Genomic DNA, 26809 nt, shown 5'->3' on the forward strand with positions numbered 1-26809 from the left:
GAGTACATTATGAAAGCCTATACTTATGTTAAACCAGGACTTGCTTCTTTTGTTGACGTAGACAAACCAGTTATTCGCAAGCCAACTGACGCTATTGTGCGTATCGTAAAAACCACTATTTGTGGAACAGACCTCCATATTATCAAAGGGGATGTTCCCGCTTGCCAAAGTGGTACCATTCTTGGTCACGAAGGGATTGGGATTGTTGAAGAAGTTGGAGAAGGAGTTTCTAATTTCAAAAAAGGCGACAAGGTCTTGATTTCTTGTGTCTGTGCCTGTGGTAAATGCTACTACTGTAAAAAAGGAATTTATGCCCACTGTGAAGACGAAGGGGGCTGGATTTTCGGTCACTTGATTGATGGTATGCAGGCTGAATATTTACGTGTCCCTCATGCAGATAACACTCTTTACCATACTCCAGAAGACTTGTCAGACGAAGCCTTGGTTATGCTATCAGACATTCTGCCTACTGGATATGAAATTGGTGTCTTAAAAGGGAAAGTAGAACCTGGTTGTAGCGTAGCCATTATTGGTTCAGGTCCAGTTGGATTGGCTGCTCTTTTGACAGCTCAATTCTATTCACCAGCTAAATTGATTATGGTAGATCTAGACGATAACCGCTTGGAAACTGCCCTATCATTTGGTGCGACTCATAAGGTTAATTCTTCAGACCCTGAAAAAGCCATTAAAGAAATTTATGATTTGACAGGTGGTCGTGGTGTAGACGTAGCTATTGAAGCTGTTGGTATTCCTGCAACATTTGATTTCTGTCAAAAGATTATCGGTGTAGACGGAACAGTTGCTAACTGTGGTGTACATGGTAAACCAGTCGAATTCGATTTGGACAAACTTTGGATTCGCAACATTAATGTAACAACTGGTTTGGTATCTACAAATACAACTCCACAATTGTTGAAAGCACTTGAAAGTCATAAGATTGAACCAGAAAAATTGGTAACTCACTATTTCAAACTCAGTGAAATTGAAAAAGCCTACGAAGTCTTCAGTAAGGCAGCAGACCACCATGCAATTAAGGTCATTATCGAAAACGATATCTCAGAAGTCTAGGTAGTAAAAATATTTTGGAATACAAGCAAATAGAAATTCAGTCATCCATCAGATGGCTGGATTTTTTATCAAGAAATTAAGAAATGAGCATATTTCTTTCCTTGTCTAGCGGAATTAGTTATAATATACGGTACAAAGGAATGAATGAATATGTATCGTGTTATAGAAATGTACGGAGATTTTGAACCGTGGTGGTTCTTAGAAGGTTGGGAAGAAGATATTGTAGCAAGTAGAAAATTTGACCAGTATTATGATGCTCTCAAATACTACAAAACTTGCTGGTTTAGATTGGAACAAGAATCCCCTCTTTATAAAAGTAGAAGTGATTTGATGACCATTTTTTGGGATCCAGAAGACCAACGCTGGTGTGATGAATGTGATGAGTATTTACAACAATACCATTCTTTGGCTCTTTTGCAGGATGAGCAGGTTATTCCAGATGAAAAACTACGCCCAGGCTATGAAAAACAAACAGGTAAGGAAAGGCACCGTTCTTGCCGTATGAAATTAAAATAGAGAAAAAGTAACTTTTTTTGGAGTTGCTTTTTATTTTTTCCAAATCTTTGCGAATAGTATAGGTGAGGAGGTAAGTATGGTTCAAGAAATTGCACAAGAAATCATTCGGTCGGCTCGGAAAAAAGGGGCGCAGGATATTTATTTTGTCCCTAAGCTCGACGCCTATGAGATTCATATGAGAATAGGAGACGAGCGTTGTAAAATCGGTTGTTATGACTTTGAAAAATTTGCGGCTGTCATCAGTCATTTCAAGTTTGTGGCGGGTATGAATGTGGGAGAAAAGAGACGTAGTCAACTTGGTTCCTGTGATTATGAATATGACCAGAAGATGGCGTCCCTACGTTTGTCTACTGTAGGCGATTATAGAGGGCATGAGAGTTTAGTCATTCGCTTGTTGCACGATGAGGAGCAAGATTTACATTTTTGGTTTCAGGATATTGGAGAACTGGGTAAGCAGTACAGGCAACGGGGACTCTATCTTTTTGCTGGTCCAGTCGGAAGTGGCAAGACAACCCTGATGCACGAATTGGCCAAGTTCCTCTTTAAAGGACAGCAAGTCATGTCTATCGAAGATCCTGTCGAAATCAAGCAGGACAACATGCTCCAATTACAGTTGAATGAAGCGATCGGACTTACCTATGAAAATCTCATCAAGCTTTCCCTACGGCATCGGCCAGATCTCCTGATTATCGGAGAAATTCGGGACAGCGAGACGGCGCGTGCAGTGGTCAGAGCCAGTTTGACAGGTGCGACAGTCTTTTCAACCATTCACGCCAAGAGTATTCGAGGTGTTTATGAGCGCCTACTGGAGTTGGGTGTGAGTGAGGAGGAATTGGCAGTCGTTCTGCAAGGAGTCTGCTACCAGAGATTAATAGGGGGAGGAGGAATCGTTGACTTTGCAAACAAAGACTACCAAGAACACCAGCCAACTAGTTGGAATGAACAGATTGACCAGCTTCTTAAAGACGGACATATCACAAGCCTTCAGGCTGAAACGGAAAAAATTAGCTACAGCTAAGCAAAAAAATATCATCACCCTGTTTAACAATCTCTTTTCCAGCGGTTTTCATCTGGTGGAGACTATCTCCTTTTTAGATAGGAGTGCTTTGTTGGACAAGCAGTGCGTGACCCAGATGCGCACGGGCTTGTCTCAGGGGAAATCATTCTCAGAAATGATGGCTAGTTTGGGATTTTCAAGTGCCATTGTCACTCAGTTATCCCTAGCGGAAGTCCATGGAAATCTCCACTTGAGTTTGGGAAAGATAGAAGAATATCTAGACAATCTGGCCAAGGTCAAGAAAAAATTAATTGAAGTAGCGACCTATCCTTTGATTTTACTGGGATTTCTTCTCTTAATTATGCTGGGGCTACGTAGCTACCTACTACCACAACTGGATAGTAGTAATATTGCCACCCAAATTATCGGAAATCTGCCACAAATCTTTCTAGGAATGGTAGGATTTGTTTCCATACTTGTCCTTTTAGCACTCACTTTTTATAAAAGAAGTTCTAAGATGCGCGTCTTTTCTATCTTAGCACGCATTCCTTTTCTTGGAATCTTTGTGCAGACTTATCTGACAGCTTATTATGCGCGTGAATGGGGTAATATGATTTCGCAGGGAATGGAGCTGACGCAGATTTTTCAAATCATGCAGGAACAAGGTTCCCAGCTCTTTAAAGAAATCGGTCAAGATTTAGCTCAATCCCTACAAAATGGCCGCGAATTTTCTCAAACCATAGCAACCTATCCTTTCTTTAAAAAAGAGTTGAGTCTCATCATCGAGTATGGTGAAGTCAAGTCCAAGCTGGGGAGTGAGTTGGAAATCTATGCTGAAAAAACTTGGGAAGCCTTTTTTACCCGAGTTAACCGCACCATGAATTTGGTGCAGCCACTGGTTTTTATCTTTGTGGCACTGATTATCGTTTTACTTTATGCGGCAATGCTCATGCCCATGTATCAAAATATGGAGGTAAATTTTTAACATGAAAAAAATGATGACATTCTTGAAAAAAGCTAAGGTTAAAGCTTTTACACTTGTGGAGATGTTAGTGGTCCTTTTAATCATCAGCGTGCTTCTCTTGCTCTTTGTACCTAATTTGACCAAGCAAAAAGAGGCGGTCAATGACAAAGGAAAAGCTGCTGTTGTTAAGGTGGTGGAAAGCCAGGCAGAGCTTTATAGCTTAGATAAAAATGAAGATGCTAGCCTAAGTAAGTTACAAGCAGATGGGCGAATCACAGAAGAACAGGCTAAAGCTTATAAAGAATACCATGCTAAACAAAATACCAGTCAAACCGTTGCAGATTAAGGCCTTTACCATGCTGGAAAGTCTCTTGGTTTTGGGTCTTGTGAGTATCCTTGCCTTGGGCTTATCTGGCTCTGTCCAGTCCACTTTTGCGGCGGTAGAGGAGCAGATTTTCTTTATGGAATTTGAAGAACTCTATCGGGAAACCCAAAAACGCAGTGTAGCCAGTCAGCAAAAGACTAGTCTAAACTTAGATGGGCAGACGATTAGCAATGGCAGTCAAAAGTTGACAGTTCCTAAAGGAATTCAGGCACCATCAGGACAAAGTATCACATTTGACCGAGCTGGGGGCAATTCGTCCCTGGCTAAGGTTGAATTTCAGACCAGCAGAGGAGCGATTCGTTATCAATTATATCTAGGAAATGGAAAAATTAAACGCATTAAGGAAACAAAAAATTAGGGCAGTAATTTTACTAGAAGCAGTAGTTGCTCTAGCTATCTTTGCCAGCATAGCAACCCTCCTTTTGGGACAAATTCAGAAAAATAGACAAGAAGAAGCAAAAATCTTGCAAAAGGAAGAAGTCTTGCGTGTAGCTAAGATGGCTCTGCAGACAGGTCAAAATCAGGTAAACATAAACGGAGTGGAGATTCAGGTGTTTTCTAGTGAAAAGGGATTGGAGGTTTACCATGGTTCAGAACAGTTGTTGGCTATCAAAGAGCCATAAGGTCAAGGCTTTTACCTTGTTGGAATCCCTGATTGCCCTCATTGTCATCAGTGGAAGCTTACTCCTCTTTCAAGCCATGAGTCAGCTCCTCATTTCAGAAGTTCGCTACCAGCAACAAAGCGAACAAAAAGAGTGGCTCTTGTTTGTGGACCAGTTGGAGGCAGAATTAGACCGTTCGCAGTTCGAAAAAGTGGAGGGCAACCGCCTCTATATGAAGCAGGATGGTAAGGATATCGCTATAGGTAAGTCAAAATCGGATGATTTTCGGAAAACCGATGCCAGTGGACGGGGTTATCAGCCTATGATTTATGGGCTTAAATCCGCGCAGATTACAGAGGACAATCAACTGGTGCGCTTTCGTTTCCAGTTCCAAAAAGGCTTAGAAAGGGAGTTCATCTATCGTGTGGAAAAAGAAAAAAGTTAAGGCAGGTGTTCTCCTCTATGCGGTCACCATAGCAGCCATCTTTAGTCTTTTGTTACAATTTTACTTGAACCGACAAGTCGCCCACCATCAAGACTACGCTTTAAATAAAGAAAAGTTGGTTGCTTTTGCTATGGCCAAGCGAACCAAAGATAAGGTTGATAAGGAAAGTGGGGAACAGACCTTTAATCTAGGTCAGGTGAGCTATCAAAATAAGAAAACAAGCTTGGTGACGACGGTTCGTACGCCTAAGAGCCAATATGAGTTTGTGTTTCCTTCAATCAAAATCAAAGAAGAGAAAACGGATAAAAAGGAAGAGGTAGCGACTAGTTCAAGTGAAGAAGTGGAGAAGAAAAAATCAGAAAAGAAGCCTGAAAAGAAAGAGAATTCCTAGCCAACCAAGCTACTTTGTGCTAAACTAAAGATATGAAACATGATTTTAACCACAAAGCAGAAACTTTTGATTCCCCTAAAAATATCTTCCTTGCAAACTTGGTTTGTCAAGCAGTCGAGAAACAGATTGATCTTCTATCAGACAAAGAAATTTTGGATTTCGGTGGAGGGACGGGTCTATTAGCCTTGCCCCTAGCCAAGCAGGCTAAATCTGTAACATTGGTGGATATTTCGGAGAGAATGCTGGAGCAAGCTCGCTTGAAAGCGGAGCAGCAAGACATCAAGAATATCCAGTTTTTGGACCAAGATTTACTGGAAAAACCCTTGGAGAAAGAGTTTGATCTCATTGTTGTTTGTCGGGTTCTTCATCATATGCCTGATTTGGATGCGGCTCGCTCACTGTTTCATCAACATTTGAAGGAAGATGGACAACTCCTACTTGCTGATTTTACCAAGACAGAAGCTAACCATCATGGATTTGAATTGCCTGAACTGGAAAACAAGCTAATTCAGCACGGTTTTTCATCTGTGCATAGTCAGATCCTCTATAGCGCTGAAGACCTGTTTCAAGTAAATTACTCAGAACTCTTTTTTACAGTAGCCCAAAAATCACTCGCCTAGTCAGGGAGTGATTTTTCTATAAGGATGGAAAAAAGAAGGGAAATTTGATAAGATAGGAATATGGATTTTGAAAAAATTGAACAAGCTTATACGTATTTACTAGAGAATGTCCAAGTCATCCAAAGTGATTTGGCGACCAATTTTTATGATGCCTTGGTGGAGCAAAACAGCATCTATTTGGATGGTGAGACTGAGTTAGAGCAGGTCAAGGAAAACAATCAGGCCCTTAAACGCTTAGCGCTTCGCAAAGAAGAATGGCTCAAGACCTACCAGTTTCTCTTGATGAAGGCTGGGCAGACAGAGCCCCTACAGGCCAATCACCAGTTTACACCAGATGCCATTGCTTTGCTTTTGGTGTTTATTGTGGAAGAATTGCTTAAAGAGGAGGAATTTACTATTCTCGAAATGGGTTCCGGGATGGGGATTCTGGGGGCTACTTTCTTGACCTCGCTTGATAAAAAGGTGGATTACTTGGGAATGGAAGTGGATGATTTGCTGATTGATTTGGCAGCTAGCATGGCAGATGTAATTGGTTTGCAGGCTGGCTTTGTCCAAGGAGATGCCGTTCGTCCACAAATGCTCAAAGAAAGCGACGTGGTCATCAGCGACCTACCTGTCGGCTATTATCCTGATGATGCCGTTGCGTCGCGCCATCAAGTTGCTTCTAGCCAAGAACATACTTACGCCCATCACTTGCTCATGGAACAAGGACTTAAGTATCTCAAGTCAGATGGATATGCTATTTTTCTCGCTCCGAGTGATTTGTTGACCAGCCCTCAAAGTGACTTGTTGAAAGGGTGGTTGAAAGAGGAGGCGAATCTAGTTGCCATGATCAGTCTGCCTGAAAATCTCTTTGCCAATGCCAAACAATCTAAGACTATTTTTATCTTACAGAAGAAAAGTGAAATAGCAGTGGAGCCTTTTGTTTATCCACTTGCTAGCTTGCAAGATGCAAGTGTTTTAATGAAATTTAAAGAAAATTTTCAAAAATGGACTCAAGGTACTGAAATATAAAATAGATTTTGTTATAATAGATGAAAACGCTTAAAAAAGGGGTATCATGTTATGACAAAAACAATTGCAATCAATGCGGGAAGTTCAAGTTTGAAATGGCAATTATACTTAATGCCAGAAGAAAAAGTATTGGCGAAAGGTTTGATTGAACGTATCGGTTTGAAAGATTCAATTTCAACTGTAAAATTTGATGGTCGTTCTGAACAACAAATTTTGGATATTGAAAATCACACACAAGCTGTTAAAATCTTATTGGATGACTTGATTCGTTTTGATATTATCAAGGCTTATGACGAGATTACTGGTGTTGGACACCGTGTTGTGGCTGGTGGAGAATATTTCAAAGAATCAACAGTCGTTGAGGGAGATGTTTTAGAAAAAGTTGAAGAGTTGAGCTTGTTGGCTCCTCTCCACAATCCAGCCAATGCAGCAGGTGTTCGTGCCTTCAAGGAATTGTTGCCAGACATTACCAGTGTAGTTGTTTTTGATACTTCATTCCACACAAGTATGCCAGAGAAAGCTTATCGCTACCCTCTACCAACAAAATATTACACAGAAAACAAGGTTCGTAAATATGGTGCCCACGGTACAAGTCACCAGTTTGTAGCAGGAGAAGCAGCAAAACTCTTGGGACGTCCATTAGAAGACTTAAAATTGATTACTTGCCATATCGGTAATGGTGCTTCTATTACAGCTGTTAAGGGTGGTCAATCTGTGGATACTTCAATGGGCTTCACTCCACTTGGTGGTGTGATGATGGGAACACGTACAGGGGATATTGACCCAGCTATCATTCCTTACTTAATGCAATATACAGAGGATTTTAACACGCCCGAAGATATTAGTCGCGTCCTTAATCGTGAATCAGGACTGATGGGGGTTTCAGGTAAATCTAGTGATATGCGTGATGTGATTGCTGCTATGGAAGAAGGGGACCACGATGCCACTTTGGCTTATGAAATGTATGTTGACCGTATCCAAAAACATATCGGTCAATACCTTGCGGTCCTAAATGGAGCAGATGCTATTATCTTTACTGCAGGTATTGGTGAAAATGCTGCAAATGTGCGTGAAGATGTTATCTCAGGTATCTCTTGGTTTGGTTGTGATGTTGACCCAGAAAAGAACGTCTTTGGTGTGACAGGAGACATCTCAACAGAGGCAGCGAAGATCCGTGTATTGGTTATTCCAACAGATGAAGAGCTAGTTATTGCCCGTGACGTTGAACGCTTGAAAAAATAAGTAAAACTAGTAAAAATATTCCGTACAAGGAGTTGGGAAAGTGATTTTTCCAGCTTCTTTTTCTGATGAAATTGTCCCAAACCTTGCTATGATTGGCTTTTTTGAAAAATATGGTATAATAGTAGTAATTTAATAGATGGAGTTGAGTTTTGAAGAAAAACTTTCGTGTAAAAAGAGAGAAAGATTTTAAGGCGATTTTCAAGGAGGGGACAAGTTTTGCCAATCGCAAATTTGTTGTCTACCAACTAGAAAACCAGAAAAATCATTTTCGAGTAGGTCTATCAGTCAGCAAAAAACTTGGGAATGCCGTCACTAGAAATCAAATCAAGCGACGAATTAGACATATTATCCAGAATGCAAAAGGGAGTCTGGTAGAAGATGTCGACTTTGTTGTCATTGCTCGAAAAGGAGTCGAAACCTTGGGATACGTAGAGATGGAGAAAAATCTACTCCACGTATTAAAATTATCAAAGATTTACCAGGAAGGAAATGGGAGTGAAAAAGAAATTACAGTTGACTAGTTTGCTTGGACTGTCTCTATTGATCATGACAGCCTGTGCAACAAATGGGACAACTAGCGATATTACAGCCAATTCGGCTGATTTTTGGAGTAAATTTGTTTACTTCTTTGCGGAAATTATTCGCTTTTTATCGTTTGATATCAGTATCGGAGTGGGGATTATTCTCTTTACGGTCTTGATTCGTACAGTCCTCTTGCCAGTCTTCCAAGTGCAAATGGTGGCTTCTAGAAAAATGCAGGAAGCTCAACCACGCATTAAGGCGCTTCGAGAACAATATCCGGGTCGAGATATGGAAAGCAGAACCAAGCTAGAGCAAGAAATGCGTAAAGTCTTTAAAGAAATGGGTGTCAGACATTCAGATTCTCTTTGGCCGATTTTGATTCAGATGCCGGTTATCTTGGCCTTGTTCCAAGCTCTATCAAGAGTTGACTTTTTAAAGACAGGTCATTTCTTATGGATTAACCTTGGTGGTGTGGATACAACCCTTGTTCTCCCGATTTTAGCAGCAGTATTTACCTTTTTAAGTACTTGGTTGTCTAATAAAGCCTTGTCTGAGCGTAATGGAGCTACGACTGCGATGATGTACGGGATTCCAGTCTTGATTTTTATCTTTGGGGTTTATGCTCCAAGCGGAGTTGCTCTCTACTGGGCAGTGTCTAATGCTTATCAAGTCTTGCAAACCTATTTCTTGAATAATCCATTCAAGATTATCGCAGAGCGAGAGGCGGTAGTTCAGGCACAGAAAGATTTGGAAAATAGAAAAAGAAAAGCCAAGAAAAAGGCTCAGAAAACGAAATAATAAGGAGGAATCTGGTAATGGTAGTATTTACAGGTTCAACTGTTGAAGAAGCAATCCAGAAAGGATTGAAAGAATTAGATATTCCAAGAATGAAGGCTCATATCAAAGTCATTTCTCGTGAGAAAAAAGGGTTTCTTGGCTTATTTGGTAAAAAACCAGCTCAAGTGGATATCGATGCTATTAGTGAAACGACAGTTGTAAAAGCAAACCAACAAGCTGTAAAGGGAGTTCCAAAACAAATCAATGATTTGAATGAGCCTGTTAAAACAGTCAGTGAAGCAACGGTTGATTTGGGTCATGTTGTAGAAGCAATTAAAAAGATTGAAGAGGAAGGTCAAGGTATTTCTGATGAAGTCAAGGCTGAAATCTTAAAACATGAAAGACATGCCAGCACTATCTTGGAAGAAACTGGTCACATTGAGATCTTAAATGAATTACAACTTGAAGAAACTGCTCTCGAAGAAGTAGAAACACCTATTATTGAAAGCCAAACTGAGCAAACTGAAAGTCAAGAACTAGAAGACTTGGGCTTGAAAGTTGAACCGAGCTTTGATATTGAACAAGTAGCTACGGAAGTCACGACTTATGTTCAAACGATTATTGATGACATGGATGTTGAAGCTACACTTTCAAATGACTATAACCGTCGTAGCATCAATTTGCAAATTGATACTAACGAACCAGGTCGTATTATCGGCTACCATGGTAAAGTCTTGAAGGCCTTGCAACTGTTGGCTCAAAATTATCTTTACAACCGCTATTCAAGAACCTTCTACATTACAATCAATGTCAATGATTATGTTGAACACCGTGCAGAAGTCTTGCAGACCTATGCGCAAAAATTGGCGACTCGTGTTTTAGAAGAAGGACGTAGTCATCAGACAGATCCAATGTCGAATAGCGAACGCAAGATTATTCATCGTATTATTTCACGTATGGATGGCGTGACCAGTTACTCTGAAGGTGATGAGCCCAATCGCTATGTCGTTGTAGATACAGAATAAGTAAAATCAGGGTTCTCCTGATTTTTTGCTAGCTAGAGGAGATTAAACTAATGTTGAATAAGATAAGAGATTATTTAGACTTTGCTGGTTTGCAGTACCGTAATCCTGATAAAGCGGGAGCAGAGCGAGAGAAGATGCTGGCATTCCGCCACAAAGGTCAAGAGGCCAGAAAGGCTTTTACAGAACTGGCCAATGCCTTTCAAGTAAGTCATCCAGAATGGCAACTTCAACAGACTAGCCAGTGGATGAACCAAGCGCAGCGCTTGCGACCACACTTCTGGGTTTATCTACAACGTGAGGGGAAAGTGACAGAACCTATGCTAGCCTTACGTTTGTACGGGAATCCTTCTGATTTTGGTATTTCCTTAGAAATCAGTTTCATCGAGCGCAAGAAAGATGAGCAAACTCTAGGTAAGCAGGTCAAAGTTTTAGAAATTCCAACCGTTGAAGGGATTTATTATCTAGTCTACTCTGATGATCAAAGTCAACGGTGGGATGCGAACGAAGAAAATCGTCAAATTTTAAGAAATAAACTATCCAATCAGGAAGTCCGAAAAGTGTTAGTTAAGGCAGATGTTTCTTTTATTGAAAATCAATCATTAGAAGTGATTTTAGAAAAATTAGAAAATGCTTATGAACGCTTACTTCCCTATTATCAGGCGACTAGAGGATAGCAAATAGAATACTTATTTACGTCGAATTGTTTAATTGCTATTCTATGTATTTTTTCATATAATAGTAAAATAGAATGTGTGATACAATAATCACCTCAAATAGAAAGGAAATTCTATGTCAAATCTATCTGTTAATGCAATTCGTTTTCTAGGTATTGACGCCATTAATAAAGCCAACTCAGGTCACCCAGGTGTAGTTATGGGAGCGGCTCCGATGGCTTACAGCCTCTTTACAAAACAACTTCGTATCAATCCAGCTCAACCAAACTGGATTAACCGTGACCGCTTTATTCTTTCAGCAGGCCATGGTTCAATGCTCCTTTATGCCCTTCTTCACCTTTCTGGTTTTGAAGATGTCAGTATGGATGAGATCAAGAGCTTCCGTCAGTGGGGTTCAAAAACACCAGGTCACCCAGAATTTGGCCATACAGCAGGGATTGATGCAACGACAGGTCCTCTAGGTCAAGGGATTTCAACTGCCACTGGTTTTGCCCAAGCAGAACGTTTCTTGGCAGCCAAATATAACCGAGAAGGCTACAATATCTTTGACCACTATACTTACGTTATCTGTGGAGACGGAGACTTGATGGAAGGTGTCTCAAGTGAGGCGGCTTCTTACGCAGGCTTGCAAAAACTGGATAAGTTGGTTGTTCTTTATGATTCAAATGACATCAACTTGGATGGTGAGACAAAAGATTCCTTTACAGAAAGTGTTCGTGACCGTTACAATGCCTACGGTTGGCACACTGCCTTGGTTGAAGATGGAACAGACTTGGAAGCTATCCATGCTGCTATCGAAACAGCAAAAGCTTCAGGCAAACCATCTTTGATTGAAGTGAAGACTGTTATTGGATACGGTTCTCCAAACAAACAAGGAACTAATGCTGTACACGGTGCTCCTCTTGGAGCAGATGAAACTGCAGCTACTCGTCAAGCTCTCGGTTGGGACTATGAACCATTTGAAATTCCAGAACAAGTTTATGCTGATTTCAAAGAACATGTTGCAGACCGTGGTGCATCAGCTTATCAAACTTGGATAAAATTAGTTGCTGACTATAAAGAAGCTCACCCAGAATTGGCTGCAGAAGTAGAAGCCATCATCGATGGACGCGATCCAGTTGAAGTGACTCCAGCAGACTTCCCAGCATTAGAAAATGGCTTCTCTCAAGCAACTCGTAATTCAAGCCAAGATGCCTTGAATGTTGTGGCAGCTAAGTTACCAACTTTCTTGGGTGGATCAGCTGACCTAGCTCACTCAAACATGACTTATATCAAGACTGACGGACTTCAAGACGATGCTAATCGCTTGAACCGTAACATTCAGTTTGGTGTTCGTGAATTTGCAATGGGAACGATCTTGAACGGGATGGCTCTTCACGGTGGACTTCGTGTATACGGTGGAACTTTCTTCGTCTTCTCTGACTATGTGAAGGCAGCTGTTCGCTTGTCAGCCTTACAAGGACTTCCTGTGACTTATGTCTTTACCCACGATTCTATTGCGGTAGGGGAAGATGGCCCAACACACGAACCAGTTGAGCACTTAGCAGGTCTTCGTGCTATGCCAAATCTAAATGTTTTCCGTCCAGCAGATGCGCGTGAAACGCAAGCGGCTTGGTACCTTGCAGTGACAAGTGAAAAAACACCAACTGCCCTTGTCTTGACACGTCAAAACTTGACTGTTGAAGAAGGAACAGACTTCGACAAGGTTGCAAAAGGTGCCTATGTTGTCTATGAAAATGCATCAGACTTTGATACCATCTTGATTGCGACAGGTTCAGAGGTTAATCTTGCTGTCTCAGCTGCTAAAGAATTGGCTAGTCAAGGTGCAAAAGTCCGCGTAGTCAGCATGCCATCTACAGATGTCTTTGATAAACAACATGCAGCATACAAGGAAGAAATTCTTCCAAATGCAGTTCGTCGTCGTGTCGCAGTCGAAATGGGTGCAACTCAAAACTGGTACAAATATGTTGGACTAGATGGTGCCGTTCTAGGTATTGATACCTTCGGAGCCTCTGCTCCAGCACCAAAAGTATTGGCAGAATATGGCTTTACTGTTGAAAATCTTGTAAAAGTCGTTCAAAATTTGAAATAACCCTAAGAATCAGAGCGCAAGCTCTGGTTTTTCTTACTAGAAAAGCAAGGTACAATCTTGTAAAAGTAGCTGAAATTTGATATAGTAGTCCTATGTAAAAGACAAAGGAGAAGAAAATGAATCCAAATTATACATTTTTAATTATGCTTGTAGCGATGTTTGCCTTGATGTTTTTTATGCAACGCTCTCAAAAGAAACAAGCACAAAAACGTATGGAAAGCTTAAATAAACTACAAAAAGGCTATGAAGTGATTACAATCGGTGGACTTTACGGAACAGTCGATGAAGTAGATACTGAGAAGAGAACGATTGTTCTTGATGTAGATGGAGTTTACTTGACTTTTGAACTAGCTGCTATCAAGACCGTATTACCACTTAAAGAAACAGCTTCACTCGAAGGCGCAATTGAAAAATAAGACGGGATTACGAACTCCCGTTTTTCTATAAAAGAAAGGAAATGGGATGAAAAAATTAGTCTTTGTCTGTCTGGGGAATATTTGCCGCAGCCCTATGGCCGAGTTTGTGATGAAATCAATGACAGATAATTATGAAATCCAAAGTCGAGCGACTTCCTCTTGGGAACATGGCAATCCGATTCATAAGGGAACTCAAGGGATTTTTCAAGAGTATGATATTCCTTATGACAAAGCCAAAACATCGCTTCAGATTAGTAAGGAAGATTTTGAAGCCTTTGATTATATTATCGGAATGGATGCTTCAAATGTTTCTGACTTACGTCAGATGTGTCCAGCAAACTGTCAAGATAAGATTTACTCATTCGCATCTGAAAGTGTTCCAGATCCTTGGTATACAGGAGATTTTGAGGAAACCTATCAGCGTGTTCAAGAGGGGTGTCAAGCTTGGTTAGAACGTTTAGAAAAGGTGAGTGAAGATGGAAAATCTTAAGAATTTTTACGACAAATATAGTGTCTATCTGACTCGTTCACGTTTAGAGCTTTTGGCAGTAGTTGCCATTGTTTTCTGTGCTGTACTCGTCTTTTTTCTAAATATTCCCGGAAAAGGTGTTCTAAAGCTTGATAATGGAACGATTGTTTACGACGGCAGTCTTGTACGTGGTAAAATGAATGGCCAAGGTACCATTACCTTCCAAAATGGAGACCAATATACAGGTGGTTTCAACAATGGAGCCTTCAATGGAAAAGGTACCTTTCAATCCAAAGAAGGCTGGACCTACGAAGGTGATTTTGTAAATGGTCAGGCTGAAGGAAAAGGGAAACTAACAACAGAACAAGAAGTCGTTTATGAAGGGACTTTTAAACAAGGCGTTTTTCAACAAAAATAAGGCCTCCTTATCAAAGGAGGTATTATTAGAATGTTTAAGTAAGCGCTTACCTGCAAATCCCTTTCTTTCCAAGTCACTCTTCCAAGCAAGTTTGTGAAATAAAAAATATTTGAAATTAATTTCACAAACTCTAAAGAGAAAACTTGATAAGTAAAGAAAATGAGAAAAATTTCACAAGTGTTTAAAAATTCTTTGTGAAATGTTTATGAAACTGTTTACAAAGTTGAAATAATGCGTTATAATAAACTTGTGAAAAAATTAACAAAGGATATCAATCCTTGAAAGCTATGGAGGAAAATATGGCTGATAAAAAAACTGTGACACCAGAAGAAAAGAAACTCGCTGCTGAAAAGCATGTCGATGGCTTGGTGCAAAAAGCTTTAGTTGCTCTTGAGGAAATGCGTAAACTCGACCAAGAACAGGTTGATTACATCGTAGCTAAAGCGTCAGTGGCAGCTTTGGATGCCCACGGAGAATTGGCTATACATGCCTATGAAGAAACAGGACGCGGTGTATTTGAAGATAAAGCAACTAAGAACTTGTTTGCTTGTGAACACGTGGTAAACAACATGCGTCACACTAAAACAGTTGGCGTTATCGAAGAAGACGATGTAACAGGTTTGACTCTTATCGCTGAACCGGTCGGTGTTGTTTGTGGTATCACTCCAACAACAAACCCAACATCAACAGCAATCTTCAAATCATTGATTTCATTGAAGACACGTAACCCAATCGTCTTTGCCTTCCATCCATCAGCACAAGAATCATCTGCTCATGCAGCTCGTATCGTTCGCGATGCAGCTATCGCAGCTGGAGCTCCTGAAAACTGCGTACAGTGGATCACTGAACCATCTATGGAAGCAACTAGTGCTCTTATGAACCACGAAGGTGTTGCGACAATCCTTGCAACAGGTGGTAACGCAATGGTGAAGGCTGCGTATTCATGTGGTAAACCAGCTCTTGGGGTAGGTGCCGGAAACGTTCCAGCTTATGTTGAAAAATCAGCAAACATCCGTCAAGCAGCACACGATATCGTCATGTCTAAATCATTTGATAACGGTATGGTCTGTGCATCTGAACAAGCAGTTATCATTGATAAAGAAATTTACGATGAATTTGTAGCAGAGTTCAAATCTTACCACACTTACTTTGTAAATAAAAAAGAAAAAGCTCTTCTTGAAGAATTCTGCTTCGGCGTGAAAGCAAATAGTAAAAACTGTGCTGGTGCAAAATTGAACGCTGATATCGTTGGTAAACCAGCAACTTGGATTGCAGAGCAAGCAGGATTTACAGTTCCAGAAGGAACAAACATTCTTGCTGCTGAATGTAAAGAAGTTGGTGAAAATGAGCCATTGACTCGTGAAAAATTGTCACCAGTTATCGCAGTTTTGAAATCTGAAAGCCGTGAAGATGGTATTACTAAGGCTCGTCAAATGGTTGAATTTAACGGTCTTGGACACTCAGCAGCTATCCACACAGCTGACGAAGAATTGACTAAAGAATTTGGTAAAGCTGTTAAAGCTATTCGTGTTATCTGTAACTCACCTTCTACTTTCGGTGGTATCGGGGACGTTTACAATGCCTTCTTGCCATCATTGACACTTGGATGTGGTTCTTACGGACGCAACTCAGTTGGGGATAACGTTAGTGCCATTAACCTCTTGAATATCAAAAAAGTCGGAAGACGGAGAAATAACATGCAATGGATGAAACTTCCTTCAAAAACATACTTTGAACGTGATTCAATTCAATACCTTCAAAAATGTCGTGACGTTGAACGTGTCATGATCGTTACTGACCATGCCATGGTAGAGCTTGGTTTCCTTGATCGTATCATCGAACAACTTGATCTTCGTCGCAATAAGGTTGTTTACCAAATATTTGCTGATGTAGAACCAGATCCAGATATCACAACTGTAAACCGTGGTACTGAGATTATGCGTGCCTTCAAACCAGATACAATCATCGCTCTCGGTGGTGGATCTCCAATGGATGCTGCTAAAGTAATGTGGCTCTTCTACGAACAACCAGAAGTGGACTTCCGTGACCTTGTTCAAAAATTCATGGATATCCGTAAACGTGCCTTCAAATTCCCATTGCTTGGTAAGAAGACTAAATTCATCGCGATTCCAACTACATCTGGTACAGGATCTGAAGTAACACCATTTGCCGTTATCTCTGATAAAGCAAATAACCGTAAATACCCAATCGCTGACTACTCATTGACACCAACTGTGGCAATCGTAGACCCTGCTTTGGTATTGACAGTTCCTGGATTTGTTGCTGCGGACACTGGTATGGACGTATTGACCCACGCGACTGAAGCTTACGTATCACAAATGGCTAGCGACTACACTGACGGTCTTGCACTTCAAGCCATCAAGCTTGTATTTGAAAACCTTGAAAGCTCAGTTAAGAATGCAGACTTCCACTCACGTGAGAAAATGCATAACGCTTCAACAATCGCTGGTATGGCCTTTGCTAATGCCTTCCTAGGTATTTCTCACTCAATGGCCCATAAGATTGGTGCGCAATTCCACACAATCCACGGTCGTACAAATGCAATCTTGCTTCCATACGTCATCCGCTACAACGGTACACGTCCAGCTAAGACAGCAACATGGCCTAAGTACAACTACTACCGTGCAGATGAAAAATACCAAGATATCGCACGCATGCTTGGACTTCCAGCTTCTACTCCAGAAGAAGGTGTGGAATCTTACGCAAAAGCTGTCTACGAACTTGGTGAGCGCGTAGGTATCCAAATGAACTTCAAAGCACAAGGAATTGATGAAAAAGAATGGAAAGAACATTCTCGTGAATTGGCCTTCCTTGCTTATGAAGATCAATGTTCGCCTGCAAACCCACGCCTTCCAATGGTTGACCATATGCAAGAAATCATCGAAGATTCTTACTATGGTTATAAAGAAAGACCAGGACGCCGTAAATAATTGTTATCAGCCTAGAGGCAGGAATTTCCTGTCTCTTTTTTGTAATTCTTTTTGGGAAATGGTATAATAATCGCATATGTTTATTTGAAAATCAAAGCTTTGATAATCATGCGAGGGAGAAATGTAAGAGATGAATGAGCTAGGGGAAAAGGTAAGGATTCTTAGAGAGGAGAAAGGACTTAGTCGTCCAGTTTTTTGCGGGGATGAGTCTGAACTATCAGTGCGTCAGCTGGTGCGGATAGAAAAAGGAGAGTTTCGCCCGACGATAAAAACCCTAGAATATATTGCGGATAGATTAGAAATTCCTTCCTACGTCTTGATGCCAGACTATAAGGAATTACCCAAGCGTTACCAAGAATTAAAGTACTTTCTTTTACATCATCCTGACTATGGAGACAAGGAGTTGCAGGAACAAAAGGAAGAATATTTCGATGAGATTTTTGAGTGTTTTTATGATGATTTGCCACGTGATGAGAAAGTGCTAGTGGATTGTCTTCAAGCCATAGATGAAGTGAGAGCGACTAGTAATTCCTTATACGGAAGTGGTGTGATTGAGGACGGTCTTCAAGACTTACTATCCAGAGATGTATATAAAGCCGAGGACTTGTTGAAACTGAGACTGTATTTCAACTGTCAGTTAATGGATGGTTTAAATATGGGTGAGATAAAAGAATCTGAGCATGAAACCATTCTTTGTTTTCATGACAAACTAAGTTCTCAGGTTGATAAGATAGAGTTCGATTGTTTGGACTTGCTTAGAGATTCCTTGTTAGCTTCTTTAGCTTGTATAGAAATTATGGGGCTGTTTCGTTATTTTAAGAGAGCAGTTGAGACCTTAAATAAAATAGGACAGAAAACACGAGATTTTCAAAAGCAACCGATTGTCTTGATGGTGGAGTGGAAATATTATCTTCAGACTGATTATGATACGGCAAAACAAAAGTATGAAGAAGCAAAAATGATGGCGAGGATGTTTGGTAATGAGCAGTTAATTGTTAGTTTAGATAATGAATGGAGCGAAGACTTAGAAAGGTATTGTTAAATGCTTTATAGGAGTGACATTTCTGTCATTGAGGGAATGTCGCTTTTTTGTTACAATGAATTTTACTTGATATACATCCAGAAGCAAACTAGGTAATAGAGAGAAAATTCTAAGTAGTAGGCCTATAGGGGCAATCAACTTGAGGGATTTTCTATAAGTGTGATGTATGACGATAACAGTTTTAAACAAGGGGGAAAGAATGTCCATTTTATCCATTAAAAATATTTCAAAGTTTTACACTTTGGACGGTAAACATCAAGAGCAGGCTTTAAAGAATATAAATCTGCAAATCGCAAAAGGTAAAATTACAGCGATTTACGGTCCATCAGGCTGTGGCAAAACCAGTTTACTAAACATCATCAGCGGTTTAGATAGACAATATGAAGGAGATTTAGAGTTTAAAGGGGAATCCCTCCGTGACTTATCAGAGATTGAACTAACTCAATTTCGTAAAGATAAGATTGGATTTGTGTTTCAAAACTTTAACCTCATTCCACATCAGTCTGTCTTGGACAATGTCAAGCTACCTCTCTATGTCAAAGATTTATCTGACAGGGAGATGACAATGATTGCAAAGGAGCAATTAAGTAACTTGGGCATGGAACCTTTTGTGGCTAAAAATGTTAAACAGCTTTCTGGCGGGCAAAAGCAACGTGTAGCAATCGCGCGTGCTTTGGTGAATCAGCCTGATATGATTGTAGCAGATGAGCCAACGGGTTCGCTGGATTCTCAATCCCAAGAAATGGTATTGGAAGTGTTTAAAAAATTAGCCCAAACAGGGAAAACAGTATTGATCGTAACCCATAATCCAGAGGTTGCTGAATATGCAGACGTGATTATCAAAATGAAGGATGGTGAAGTCGTTGAAGAAGTCAAAAAATAAAGGATTATCATTGAAAAATAAATTCAAACTTTCTTTAAATAACTTTCTGGAAAGAAAGTGGCGTAACCTATTGATTGCGCTAGCAACCTCAATCGGTTTTGTAGGAGTCTTAATTTCTTTCGGCTTAGGAAATGCTTTGATTTCGATGATTGATGAAAATACGAATGGAGGTCAAATCCCTTCTCAAGTTCAGATTGCTTTAAATACAGAAAATGCTGGACGAGGCTTTTTGAACCAAGATGATAAGAACTATATCACGAATACAGTTGGGAAAGAAGCTATTAAATATTTGGAGAGTCCTTTTGGGATGACCATGTCAAATATTACTATAGATGGGCAAGAAATGGATCTGAGTCAAACGATGCCTTCTTATGCTCAAGTAGTGAGTCTCTATGAGGATACAAGTATTTCTGTTAGTAGTAATGAGGCGGACAAAGTATTAGCTGGCTCCCTCTATACTGATGCAAATGAACAGGGATTGACGATCCCAAGCAGTTTACTAAAAAATTGGAATGAACAGACAGGAAAAAATCTGACAGCTAGTGATGTTATTGGCAAATCAGTCTCAGCAAGTATTGTAGAAAATGCTGCCGAAGCTAGTAAGATTGCTCAATTTCAAACGAAGATTGTACGTGTGATTAATGATGAAGATGACATGGAGGACAGTAACAGTTTCATGCCGTCTAGTCAAATGGAAACAATTTTGAAAGAAGCTGGATTTACAAAAGCTGTATCTTATTTTATCTTGGAACTCAAAGATCCATCACAGACAAAAGTGGTAACAGAAGAATTACAGAAAAATAAGAAGTATACTGTTCTTTCTCAACAGAAGGTTCTTGATATTGTGATTACCTTTATTCGTGTCATTCAGGGATTGTTGATTGTGCTTTCATCACAAGCTATTGTGGTAGCAGCGGTCATGATTGGTATCATCATTTACATCAATATTATGCAACGTTCTAAGGAAATAGGTGTCATGAAGGCAGTTGGTTATCAAAATCATGATGTCAAAGGGATTTTTATTTACGAGGCTATCTGGATTGTAGGGATCGCCTTGCTGCTGGCATTTTTGGTTGCACAAGGGGTGGGAAGTTTGGCGAATGCGATTGTAAATCACTTTTACCCATCCATCACGAAGGTTTTTGAATTAAATCCTCTATCTATTTTAGGAACTCTAGCTTTCGCTCTCTTGCTTGGTTATGTATCAGCTTACTTCCCAGCACGTAAAATTAGTAAAATGGATCCTGTAGAATCGCTACGATATGAATAGTAAGGGATTCCTTGATTTACAGTTTAAAAAAGAAACTAACATAGAAAAACAATGCCCGTACTTGCAATTAAACTTAAATAGTTATATAATAGGTTTGTTGAAAGGTGATTTGTAGTGATTCAAGTTACTCTTTTCACAATAAAAATTTCATGATTTTCATAAGGAGGAAATCACTAATGGTAGTTAAAGTTGGTATTAACGGTTTCGGACGTATCGGTCGTCTTGCTTTCCGTCGTATCCAAAACGTAGAAGGTGTTGAAGTTACTCGTATCAACGACCTTACAGATCCAGTTATGCTTGCACACTTGTTGAAATACGACACAACTCAAGGTCGTTTCGACGGTACTGTTGAAGTTAGAGAAGGTGGATTTGAAGTTAACGGTAAATTCATCAAAGTTTCTGCTGAACGTGATCCAGAACAAATCGACTGGGCTAACGACGGTGTAGAAATCGTTCTTGAAGCTACTGGTTTCTTTGCTAAGAAAGCAGCTGCTGAAAAACACTTGCACGCTGGTGGAGCTAAAAAAGTTGTTATCACTGCTCCTGGTGGAAACGACGTTAAAACAGTTGTATTCAACACTAACCACGACGTTCTTGACGGTACTGAAACAGTTATCTCAGGTGCTTCATGTACTACAAACTGCTTGGCTCCAATGGCTAAAGCTCTTCAAGATAACTTTGGTGTTGTAGAAGGATTGATGACTACTATCCACGCTTACACTGGTGACCAAATGATCCTTGACGGACCACACCGTGGTGGTGACCTTCGCCGTGCTCGCGCTGGTGCTGCAAATATCGTTCCTAACTCAACTGGTGCTGCAAAAGCTATCGGTCTTGTAATCCCAGAATTGAACGGTAAACTTGACGGATCTGCACAACGCGTTCCAACTCCAACTGGATCAGTTACTGAATTGGTAGCAGTTCTTGAAAAGAACGTTACTGTTGATGAAGTGAACGCAGCTATGAAAGCAGCTTCAAACGAATCATACGGTTACACAGAAGATCCAATCGTATCTTCAGATATCGTAGGTATGTCTTACGGTTCATTGTTTGACGCAACTCAAACTAAAGTTCTTGACGTTGACGGTAAACAATTGGTTAAAGTTGTATCATGGTACGACAACGAAATGTCATACACTGCACAACTTGTTCGTACTCTTGAATACTTCGCAAAAATCGCTAAATAATTCTTGAGTCGATAAAAAAGCAAGACCTCTGGTCTTGCTTTTTAAATATTTAAAAATGGATGACACAATCATCCATTCTTTTTTATTTCTCTTTCGAAAGTATCTGAAAGGGCAGTGAAGCTTAATTTTTCTAATGTAAGTGGATGGGTAAAGGAAAGTCGAAAGGCATGAAGCATAAGTCGATTTGATTTTCCTTTACTATTATAGAGAGGGTCGCCTAGGATAGGGTGCTTATGATGAGAAAGGTGCACACGAATCTGATGGGTTCGCCCTGTCTTTAGTTTACAACGGACAAGGGTCGTTTTGTTTGGGAATTGCTTTAATCTGCTTACATGCGTTTCAGCATATTGCCCATTTTTTGTATCAACTATTCGTTTTCTACGATCATGGCGATCACGTCCGATTTTGTCTTTGAAAACAAGCTCTTTGCTGTTGATATGTCCATTAACTAGTGCCCAGTATTCCCTAGAAATCTCTTTTTTCTCCAGTAAGCGATTGAGAATAGGCAGGATAAAAGGATTTTTGGCAAAGAGAACCAAACCACTGGTTTCCATGTCTAGACGATGAACGACATAGCAGGTTTGGCCAACATAGGCACTGACATGGTTAAGAAGGGCGATTTCGTTTGGCTGATTACCATGCGTTTTCATCCCCTCTGGTTTGTTGACAATAATCAAGTGTTGATCTTGATAAACCTCTTGAACGAGGTTTGGGTTGCCCCAAGGAATTTCTTTTTCGGGATAATCTTCCTCGTCAAAAGTCAACTGGCAAACATCTCCAGGACTTACCATCTCGTTCCAATGAACTTCTCGCTGATTAATCAAAATGTGTTTCTTGATTCTCAAAAAATGACGGATTTTTCTAGGGATGAGGAGTTGTTCCTCAAGTAATTGCTTTACCGTCATTTGAGGTAGAGAGTCTGGTAATGTAAATGTGAATTGCATACAGATATTGTAACAAAAAAAGCCCTATTTGGATAGGAAATAGCTAAATTCTTGTCTTCCTATGATGAAGATGATAAAATAAACGCATGAAATTAGATAAATTATTTGAGAAATTTCTTTCTCTTTTTAAAAAAGAAACAAGTGAACTAGAGGACTCTGATTCTACTAGCTTACGTCGCTCTCGTAGTGATCGAAAAAAATTAGCCCAAGTGGGTCCGATTCGGAAATTCTGGCGTCGTTATCATCTAACAAAGATTGTCCTTATACTAGGTTTGAGTGCAGGCTTGCTAGTTGGAACCTATTTGTTTGCTGTAGCTAAGTCAACCAATGTTAACGATTTGCAAAACGCCTTGAAAACTCGAACTCTCATTTTTGACCGTGAAGAAAAAGAGGCTGGTGCCTTGTCTGGTCAAAAGGGAACCTACGTTGAATTGACTGATATCAGTAAAAATTTGCAGAATGCTGTTATTGCGACAGAAGACCGCTCTTTCTATAAAAATGACGGGATTAACTATGGTCGTTTCTTCTTGGCGATTGTCACTGCTGGTCGTTCAGGTGGTGGTTCTACTATTACCCAACAGCTGGCTAAAAATGCCTATCTATCGCAGGATCAAACTGTCGAGAGAAAAGCGAAAGAATTTTTCCTTGCCTTAGAATTAACAAAAAAATATAGTAAGGATCAGATTTTAACCATGTACCTTAACAACGCTTATTTTGGAAATGGTGTGTGGGGGGTTGAAGATGCGAGTAAGAAATACTTTGGAGTTTCTGCGTCAGAAGTGAGTTTGGATCAAGCTGCGACTCTGGCAGGGATGCTCAAAGGACCGGAACTGTATAACCCCTTGAAATCTGTGGAAGATTCTACTAATCGTCGTGATACTGTCTTGCAAAATATGCTTGCAGCGGGTTACATTGATAAAAATCAAGAAACCGAAGCTGCAGAAGTTGATATGACTTTGCAATTGCACGATAAGTATGAAGGAAAAATCTTAGATTACCGCTATCCTTCTTACTTTGATGCGGTGGTTAACGAAGCCGTTTCCAAGTATAATCTAACAGAGGAAGAAATTGTCAATAATGGCTACCGCATTTACACAGAACTGGACCAAAACTACCAAGCAAATATGCAGGTTGTCTATGAAAACACCTCACTATTTCCTAGAGCAGAGGATGGAACATTTGCTCAATCAGGAAGTGTAGCTCTCGAACCGAAAACAGGGGGAGTTCGTGGGGTTGTCGGTCAAGTTGCTGACAATGATAAAACTGGATTCCGTAATTTCAACTATGCGACCCAATCAAAACGTAGCCCTGGCTCTACAATTAAGCCTTTAGTTGTTTATACGCCAGCAGTTGAGGCAGGTTGGGCTTTGAATAAGCTCTTGGATAACCATACCATGAAGTATGACAACTATAAGGTAGATAACTATGCAGGAATCAAAAAGAGTCGTGAAGTTCCTATGTATCAAGCCTTGGCAGAATCGCTTAATCTACCTGCTGTTGCCACCGTTAATGATTTGGGTGTTGATAAGGCTTTTGAGTCAGGAGAAAAATTTGGACTCAACATGGAAAAGGTCGACCGTGTTCTTGGTGTCGCCTTGGGAAGCGGTGTCGAAACCAATCCTCTGCAAATGGCTCAAGCATATGCTGCCTTTGCAAATGAAGGTTTAATGCCGGAAGCTCATTTTATTAGTCGAATTGAAAACGCTAGCGGACAGGTTATTGCAAGTCATAAAAATTCACAAAAAAGGGTGATTGATAAGTCTGTAGCTGATAAGATGACCAGTATGATGTTGGGGACATTCACCAATGGAACGGGTATTAGTTCATCGCCTGCAGACTATGTCATGGCAGGGAAAACTGGAACAACTGAAGCTGTTTTTAATCCTGAATACACAAGTGATCAGTGGGTAATTGGTTATACTCCAGATGTAGTGATTAGCCACTGGCTTGGTTTTCCGACCACTGATGAAAATCATTATCTAGCGGGTTCTACATCAAACGGTGCAGCCCATGTCTTTAGAAATATTGCAAATACCATTTTACCTTATACGCCAGGAAGTACCTTTACAGTTGAAAATGCTTATAAGCAAAATGGAATTGCACCAGCTAACACAAAAAGACAAGTACAAACCAATGATAATAGCCAGACAGATGATAATTTGTCTGATATTCGAGGACGTGCGCAAAGTCTAGTAGATGAGGCTAGTCGGGCTATCTCGGATGCTAAGATTAAGGAAAAGGCTCAAACGATATGGGATTCAGTAGTCAATCTATTTCGCTAAGATGCTTGTCAAAGCCTTGCTTTCTTGTTATAATAGATAAGATGGAGGCGTTATGGCACTAAAAAAAGCAAGCCTAGCTTGTGCGGTTTGTGGTTCGAGAAACTATTCAATCAAGATTAGTGGAACCCCCAAGCCTACACGACTAGAAGTAAATAAATTTTGTAAGCATTGTGGCAAGTACACTACACACAGAGAAACGAGATAGGAGAGAGCGATGCGTTTTATTGGAGATATTTTTAGACTTCTTAAAGACACAACATGGCCAACTCGCAAGGAAAGCTGGAGAGATTTTCGTTCTATTATGGAATACACGGCTTTCTTTGTAGTAATTATTTACATTTTTGACCAGTTGATTGTTTCAGGTTTGATTCGATTTATTAACATTTTTTAGAAGGTTAGTGGAGTTAATTACACTAGAAATCTTCTATTTATGAAAGGAAATATCATGGATAGTTTTGATAAAGGGTGGTTTGTTTTACAAACTTATTCTGGTTATGAAAATAAGGTAAAAGAAAATCTATTACAACGTGCACAAACCTACAATATGTTGGATAATATTCTACGCGTTGAAATTCCAACACAAACAGTGCAAGTTGAAAAAAATGGAAAGAGAAAAGAAGTAGAAGAAAATCGCTTTCCAGGTTATGTTCTTGTAGAAATGGTCATGACAGATGAAGCTTGGTTTGTTGTTCGAAACACACCAAACGTTACAGGATTCGTTGGATCTCACGGAAATAGATCAAAACCAACTCCATTATTGGAACAAGAAATCCGTGATATCTTGGTTTCTATGGGACAAACCGTACAAGAGTTTGATATCGATGTTGAAGTTGGTCAAACTGTACGTATTATTGATGGTGCCTTTGCAGATTATACTGGTAAGATTACAGAAATTGATAACAATAAAGTGAAGATGATTATCTCTATGTTTGGTAATGACACAGTTGCAGAAGTAAACCTAAACCAAATTGCAGAATTATAACTCAAAGAGAGGCTTGTCCTCTCTTTTTTGTGCAGTTTAGGAGATAAAGAGAACAGAATGGAGGAAATAACCCCAACTAGCTTCTTTATTTGTTAGACTGTATCTAGAAAGGAGAAGATTATGCTTAAAAAAATGTATGAAGAAGTGCAGGGGATTGTATATAAGTGTAGAAATGAATATTACCTTCATTTATGGGAGTTATCGGATTGGGACCAAGAGGGAATGATATGCCTACATGAATTGATCAGTAGAGAAGAGGGTCTAGTAGAAGATATCCCTCGTTTAAGGAAATATTTCAAAACCAAGTTTCGAAATCGGGTTCTAGACTATATCCGTAAACAAGAAAGTCAAAAACGAAGATATGATAAAGAGCTTTATGAAGAAGTGGGTGAGATTAGTCATCGTATAAGTGAGGGAGGACTCTGGCTAGATGACTATTATCTCTTTCATGAGACACTAAGAGATTATAGAAACAAACAAACTAAAGAACAACAAGAAGAGTTAGAACGCGTCTTAAGAAATGAACGTTTCCGAGGGCGTCAAAGAGTCCTAAGAGACTTACGTATTGTGTTTAAAGAGTTTGATCTCCGTAGCCGGTAAGAAACCATGCAAAAAAAAATGAAAAAAATTA

At 39.9% G+C, this 26809-nt stretch carries 31 protein-coding genes; 30 read left to right on the forward strand and 1 reads right to left on the reverse strand.

Features of this window, described 5'->3' with window-relative positions; genetic code table 11:
- The first annotated feature begins 9 nt into the window (after positions 1 to 9).
- The 25 genes from O3650_RS08660 to gap all read left to right on the forward strand — a co-directional run bounded on the left by O3650_RS08660 (position 10) and on the right by gap (position 21970).
- Positions 10 to 1068 carry a zinc-dependent alcohol dehydrogenase family protein gene (locus O3650_RS08660; protein ID WP_153193870.1) on the forward strand — a complete coding sequence of 353 codons (1059 nt, stop codon included), beginning with the start codon at positions 10 to 12 and terminating at the stop codon, positions 1066 to 1068.
- Positions 1069 to 1218: 150 nt separating this feature from the next.
- A complete protein-coding gene (locus tag O3650_RS08665) occupies positions 1219 to 1584 on the forward strand; it encodes a DUF1033 family protein (protein WP_000286413.1) in 366 nt (121 codons plus the stop codon).
- Positions 1585 to 1660: 76 nt separating this feature from the next.
- Positions 1661 to 2602 (forward strand): competence type IV pilus ATPase ComGA, encoded by a 942-nt coding sequence (gene comGA, locus O3650_RS08670; protein WP_153193869.1) that lies wholly within the window; start codon positions 1661 to 1663, stop codon positions 2600 to 2602.
- Positions 2523 to 3566, forward strand: a complete 1044-nt coding sequence (gene comGB / locus O3650_RS08675) for a competence type IV pilus assembly protein ComGB (protein WP_153193868.1) — start codon at positions 2523 to 2525, stop codon at positions 3564 to 3566. Before comGA ends, comGB begins: the two co-directional genes overlap by 80 nt.
- A 1-nt stretch (position 3567) precedes the next feature.
- A complete protein-coding gene (comGC, locus tag O3650_RS08680; RefSeq protein ID WP_000738641.1) occupies positions 3568 to 3891 on the forward strand; it encodes a comG operon protein ComGC in 324 nt (107 codons plus the stop codon).
- Positions 3854 to 4288, forward strand: a complete 435-nt coding sequence (gene comGD / locus O3650_RS08685) for a competence type IV pilus minor pilin ComGD (RefSeq protein WP_194250512.1) — start codon at positions 3854 to 3856, stop codon at positions 4286 to 4288. Before comGC ends, comGD begins: the two co-directional genes overlap by 38 nt.
- The gene (gene comGE, locus O3650_RS08690) at positions 4251 to 4553 is read left to right on the forward strand and encodes a competence type IV pilus minor pilin ComGE (protein WP_000413380.1); all 303 of its coding nucleotides are present in this window, start codon (positions 4251 to 4253) and stop codon (positions 4551 to 4553) included. The genes comGD and comGE overlap by 38 nt, the downstream gene beginning before the upstream one ends.
- Positions 4516 to 4977: a competence type IV pilus minor pilin ComGF gene (gene comGF / locus O3650_RS08695; RefSeq protein ID WP_061457600.1), complete on the forward strand. Its 462-nt coding sequence runs from the start codon at positions 4516 to 4518 to the stop codon at positions 4975 to 4977. The genes comGE and comGF overlap by 38 nt, the downstream gene beginning before the upstream one ends.
- Positions 4955 to 5368, forward strand: a complete 414-nt coding sequence (gene comGG, locus O3650_RS08700) for a competence type IV pilus minor pilin ComGG (RefSeq protein WP_203176437.1) — start codon at positions 4955 to 4957, stop codon at positions 5366 to 5368. The genes comGF and comGG overlap by 23 nt, the downstream gene beginning before the upstream one ends.
- 32 nt (positions 5369 to 5400) lie before the next feature.
- Positions 5401 to 5988: a class I SAM-dependent methyltransferase gene (locus O3650_RS08705; protein WP_371491937.1), complete on the forward strand. Its 588-nt coding sequence runs from the start codon at positions 5401 to 5403 to the stop codon at positions 5986 to 5988.
- 60 nt (positions 5989 to 6048) lie between these two features.
- Entirely contained in the window at positions 6049 to 7002 is a 954-nt protein-coding gene (locus O3650_RS08710; protein WP_153193865.1) for a class I SAM-dependent methyltransferase, read from the forward strand.
- A 51-nt stretch (positions 7003 to 7053) separates the two neighbouring features.
- A complete protein-coding gene (locus tag O3650_RS08715; RefSeq protein ID WP_000167763.1) occupies positions 7054 to 8244 on the forward strand; it encodes an acetate kinase in 1191 nt (396 codons plus the stop codon).
- Between the two features lie 149 nt (positions 8245 to 8393).
- Positions 8394 to 8765, forward strand: coding sequence for a ribonuclease P protein component (rnpA, locus tag O3650_RS08720; protein ID WP_101782621.1), 372 nt, complete (start codon positions 8394 to 8396; stop codon positions 8763 to 8765).
- Entirely contained in the window at positions 8740 to 9564 is an 825-nt protein-coding gene (locus O3650_RS08725) for a membrane protein insertase YidC (RefSeq protein WP_265529558.1), read from the forward strand. The genes rnpA and O3650_RS08725 overlap by 26 nt, the downstream gene beginning before the upstream one ends.
- A gap of 17 nt (positions 9565 to 9581) precedes the next feature.
- Positions 9582 to 10568 (forward strand): RNA-binding cell elongation regulator Jag/EloR, encoded by a 987-nt coding sequence (gene jag / locus O3650_RS08730; RefSeq protein WP_000260006.1) that lies wholly within the window; start codon positions 9582 to 9584, stop codon positions 10566 to 10568.
- Between the two features lie 50 nt (positions 10569 to 10618).
- Entirely contained in the window at positions 10619 to 11242 is a 624-nt protein-coding gene (locus O3650_RS08735; RefSeq protein WP_000932643.1) for a hypothetical protein, read from the forward strand.
- A gap of 115 nt (positions 11243 to 11357) precedes the next feature.
- Positions 11358 to 13334: a transketolase gene (tkt, locus tag O3650_RS08740; protein ID WP_371491940.1), complete on the forward strand. Its 1977-nt coding sequence runs from the start codon at positions 11358 to 11360 to the stop codon at positions 13332 to 13334.
- A gap of 116 nt (positions 13335 to 13450) precedes the next feature.
- Entirely contained in the window at positions 13451 to 13750 is a 300-nt protein-coding gene (gene yajC / locus O3650_RS08745) for a preprotein translocase subunit YajC (protein WP_004257425.1), read from the forward strand.
- A gap of 46 nt (positions 13751 to 13796) precedes the next feature.
- Entirely contained in the window at positions 13797 to 14240 is a 444-nt protein-coding gene (locus tag O3650_RS08750) for a low molecular weight protein-tyrosine-phosphatase (protein ID WP_000737436.1), read from the forward strand.
- Positions 14227 to 14637, forward strand: a complete 411-nt coding sequence (locus O3650_RS08755; RefSeq protein ID WP_000429313.1) for an MORN repeat-containing protein — start codon at positions 14227 to 14229, stop codon at positions 14635 to 14637. The genes O3650_RS08750 and O3650_RS08755 overlap by 14 nt, the downstream gene beginning before the upstream one ends.
- Positions 14638 to 14936: 299 nt before the next feature.
- Positions 14937 to 17588: a bifunctional acetaldehyde-CoA/alcohol dehydrogenase gene (adhE, locus tag O3650_RS08760; RefSeq protein ID WP_000763950.1), complete on the forward strand. Its 2652-nt coding sequence runs from the start codon at positions 14937 to 14939 to the stop codon at positions 17586 to 17588.
- A gap of 130 nt (positions 17589 to 17718) precedes the next feature.
- Positions 17719 to 18630 carry an XRE family transcriptional regulator gene (locus O3650_RS08765; RefSeq protein WP_261044339.1) on the forward strand — a complete coding sequence of 304 codons (912 nt, stop codon included), beginning with the start codon at positions 17719 to 17721 and terminating at the stop codon, positions 18628 to 18630.
- Between the two features lie 199 nt (positions 18631 to 18829).
- Positions 18830 to 19513, forward strand: coding sequence for an ABC transporter ATP-binding protein (locus O3650_RS08770; RefSeq protein ID WP_153193858.1), 684 nt, complete (start codon positions 18830 to 18832; stop codon positions 19511 to 19513).
- Positions 19482 to 20783, forward strand: a complete 1302-nt coding sequence (locus tag O3650_RS08775; protein WP_203176451.1) for an ABC transporter permease — start codon at positions 19482 to 19484, stop codon at positions 20781 to 20783. The genes O3650_RS08770 and O3650_RS08775 overlap by 32 nt, the downstream gene beginning before the upstream one ends.
- Before the next feature lie 176 nt (positions 20784 to 20959).
- Positions 20960 to 21970 (forward strand): type I glyceraldehyde-3-phosphate dehydrogenase, encoded by a 1011-nt coding sequence (gene gap, locus O3650_RS08780; protein ID WP_000260687.1) that lies wholly within the window; start codon positions 20960 to 20962, stop codon positions 21968 to 21970.
- Positions 21971 to 22038: 68 nt separating this feature from the next.
- Here the strand turns inward: gap and O3650_RS08785 are convergent, their stop codons facing one another.
- Complete coding sequence (locus tag O3650_RS08785) at positions 22039 to 22914, reverse strand: RluA family pseudouridine synthase (RefSeq protein WP_371491944.1); 876 nt, start codon at positions 22912 to 22914, stop codon at positions 22039 to 22041.
- 86 nt (positions 22915 to 23000) lie between these two features.
- Between O3650_RS08785 and pbp2a the strand changes: the two genes are divergently transcribed.
- The 5 genes from pbp2a (at position 23001) to O3650_RS08810 (ending at position 26778) form a co-directional block, all read left to right on the forward strand.
- Positions 23001 to 25196, forward strand: coding sequence for a penicillin-binding protein PBP2A (gene pbp2a, locus O3650_RS08790; protein WP_153193857.1), 2196 nt, complete (start codon positions 23001 to 23003; stop codon positions 25194 to 25196).
- 52 nt (positions 25197 to 25248) lie between these two features.
- Entirely contained in the window at positions 25249 to 25401 is a 153-nt protein-coding gene (gene rpmG / locus O3650_RS08795) for a 50S ribosomal protein L33 (protein WP_014017356.1), read from the forward strand.
- Between the two features lie 9 nt (positions 25402 to 25410).
- Positions 25411 to 25587, forward strand: coding sequence for a preprotein translocase subunit SecE (gene secE / locus O3650_RS08800; RefSeq protein ID WP_001210991.1), 177 nt, complete (start codon positions 25411 to 25413; stop codon positions 25585 to 25587).
- Positions 25588 to 25641: 54 nt separating this feature from the next.
- Positions 25642 to 26178 carry a transcription termination/antitermination protein NusG gene (gene nusG, locus O3650_RS08805; protein ID WP_000376740.1) on the forward strand — a complete coding sequence of 179 codons (537 nt, stop codon included), beginning with the start codon at positions 25642 to 25644 and terminating at the stop codon, positions 26176 to 26178.
- Positions 26179 to 26298: 120 nt separating this feature from the next.
- Positions 26299 to 26778, forward strand: a complete 480-nt coding sequence (locus O3650_RS08810; RefSeq protein ID WP_203176455.1) for a sigma-70 family RNA polymerase sigma factor — start codon at positions 26299 to 26301, stop codon at positions 26776 to 26778.
- Positions 26779 to 26809 lie beyond the last annotated feature (31 nt).

This window comes from Streptococcus sp. 20925_1_24, from assembly GCF_041432335.1.
In the GTDB taxonomy this organism is placed as follows: domain Bacteria; phylum Bacillota; class Bacilli; order Lactobacillales; family Streptococcaceae; genus Streptococcus; species Streptococcus mitis_BM.

Bases quoted from the DNA above. Each gene is read 5' to 3' on its own strand.
- O3650_RS08715 (WP_000167763.1), top strand. From the start codon at position 7,054: ATGACAAAAACAATTGCAATCAATGCGGGAAGTTCAAGTTTGAAATGG.
- O3650_RS08770 (WP_153193858.1), top strand. From the start codon at position 18,830: ATGTCCATTTTATCCATTAAAAATATTTCAAAGTTTTACACTTTGGAC.
- comGB (WP_153193868.1), top strand. From the start codon at position 2,523: ATGAACAGATTGACCAGCTTCTTAAAGACGGACATATCACAAGCCTTC.
- nusG (WP_000376740.1), top strand. From the start codon at position 25,642: ATGGATAGTTTTGATAAAGGGTGGTTTGTTTTACAAACTTATTCTGGT.
- O3650_RS08660 (WP_153193870.1), top strand. From the start codon at position 10: ATGAAAGCCTATACTTATGTTAAACCAGGACTTGCTTCTTTTGTTGAC.
- comGC (WP_000738641.1), top strand. From the start codon at position 3,568: ATGAAAAAAATGATGACATTCTTGAAAAAAGCTAAGGTTAAAGCTTTT.
- O3650_RS08765 (WP_261044339.1), top strand. From the start codon at position 17,719: ATGAATGAGCTAGGGGAAAAGGTAAGGATTCTTAGAGAGGAGAAAGGA.
- pbp2a (WP_153193857.1), top strand. From the start codon at position 23,001: ATGAAATTAGATAAATTATTTGAGAAATTTCTTTCTCTTTTTAAAAAA.
- O3650_RS08710 (WP_153193865.1), top strand. From the start codon at position 6,049: ATGGATTTTGAAAAAATTGAACAAGCTTATACGTATTTACTAGAGAAT.
- tkt (WP_371491940.1), top strand. From the start codon at position 11,358: ATGTCAAATCTATCTGTTAATGCAATTCGTTTTCTAGGTATTGACGCC.
- yajC (WP_004257425.1), top strand. From the start codon at position 13,451: ATGAATCCAAATTATACATTTTTAATTATGCTTGTAGCGATGTTTGCC.
- O3650_RS08810 (WP_203176455.1), top strand. From the start codon at position 26,299: ATGCTTAAAAAAATGTATGAAGAAGTGCAGGGGATTGTATATAAGTGT.
- comGA (WP_153193869.1), top strand. From the start codon at position 1,661: ATGGTTCAAGAAATTGCACAAGAAATCATTCGGTCGGCTCGGAAAAAA.
- jag (WP_000260006.1), top strand. From the start codon at position 9,582: ATGGTAGTATTTACAGGTTCAACTGTTGAAGAAGCAATCCAGAAAGGA.
- comGD (WP_194250512.1), top strand. From the start codon at position 3,854: ATGCTAAACAAAATACCAGTCAAACCGTTGCAGATTAAGGCCTTTACC.
- adhE (WP_000763950.1), top strand. From the start codon at position 14,937: ATGGCTGATAAAAAAACTGTGACACCAGAAGAAAAGAAACTCGCTGCT.
- O3650_RS08785 (WP_371491944.1), bottom strand. From the start codon at position 22,914: ATGCAATTCACATTTACATTACCAGACTCTCTACCTCAAATGACGGTA.
- gap (WP_000260687.1), top strand. From the start codon at position 20,960: ATGGTAGTTAAAGTTGGTATTAACGGTTTCGGACGTATCGGTCGTCTT.
- O3650_RS08735 (WP_000932643.1), top strand. From the start codon at position 10,619: ATGTTGAATAAGATAAGAGATTATTTAGACTTTGCTGGTTTGCAGTAC.
- O3650_RS08775 (WP_203176451.1), top strand. From the start codon at position 19,482: ATGGTGAAGTCGTTGAAGAAGTCAAAAAATAAAGGATTATCATTGAAA.
- secE (WP_001210991.1), top strand. From the start codon at position 25,411: ATGCGTTTTATTGGAGATATTTTTAGACTTCTTAAAGACACAACATGG.
- comGF (WP_061457600.1), top strand. From the start codon at position 4,516: ATGGTTCAGAACAGTTGTTGGCTATCAAAGAGCCATAAGGTCAAGGCT.
- O3650_RS08750 (WP_000737436.1), top strand. From the start codon at position 13,797: ATGAAAAAATTAGTCTTTGTCTGTCTGGGGAATATTTGCCGCAGCCCT.
- rpmG (WP_014017356.1), top strand. From the start codon at position 25,249: ATGGCACTAAAAAAAGCAAGCCTAGCTTGTGCGGTTTGTGGTTCGAGA.
- O3650_RS08665 (WP_000286413.1), top strand. From the start codon at position 1,219: ATGTATCGTGTTATAGAAATGTACGGAGATTTTGAACCGTGGTGGTTC.
- O3650_RS08705 (WP_371491937.1), top strand. From the start codon at position 5,401: ATGAAACATGATTTTAACCACAAAGCAGAAACTTTTGATTCCCCTAAA.
- O3650_RS08755 (WP_000429313.1), top strand. From the start codon at position 14,227: ATGGAAAATCTTAAGAATTTTTACGACAAATATAGTGTCTATCTGACT.
- comGE (WP_000413380.1), top strand. From the start codon at position 4,251: ATGGAAAAATTAAACGCATTAAGGAAACAAAAAATTAGGGCAGTAATT.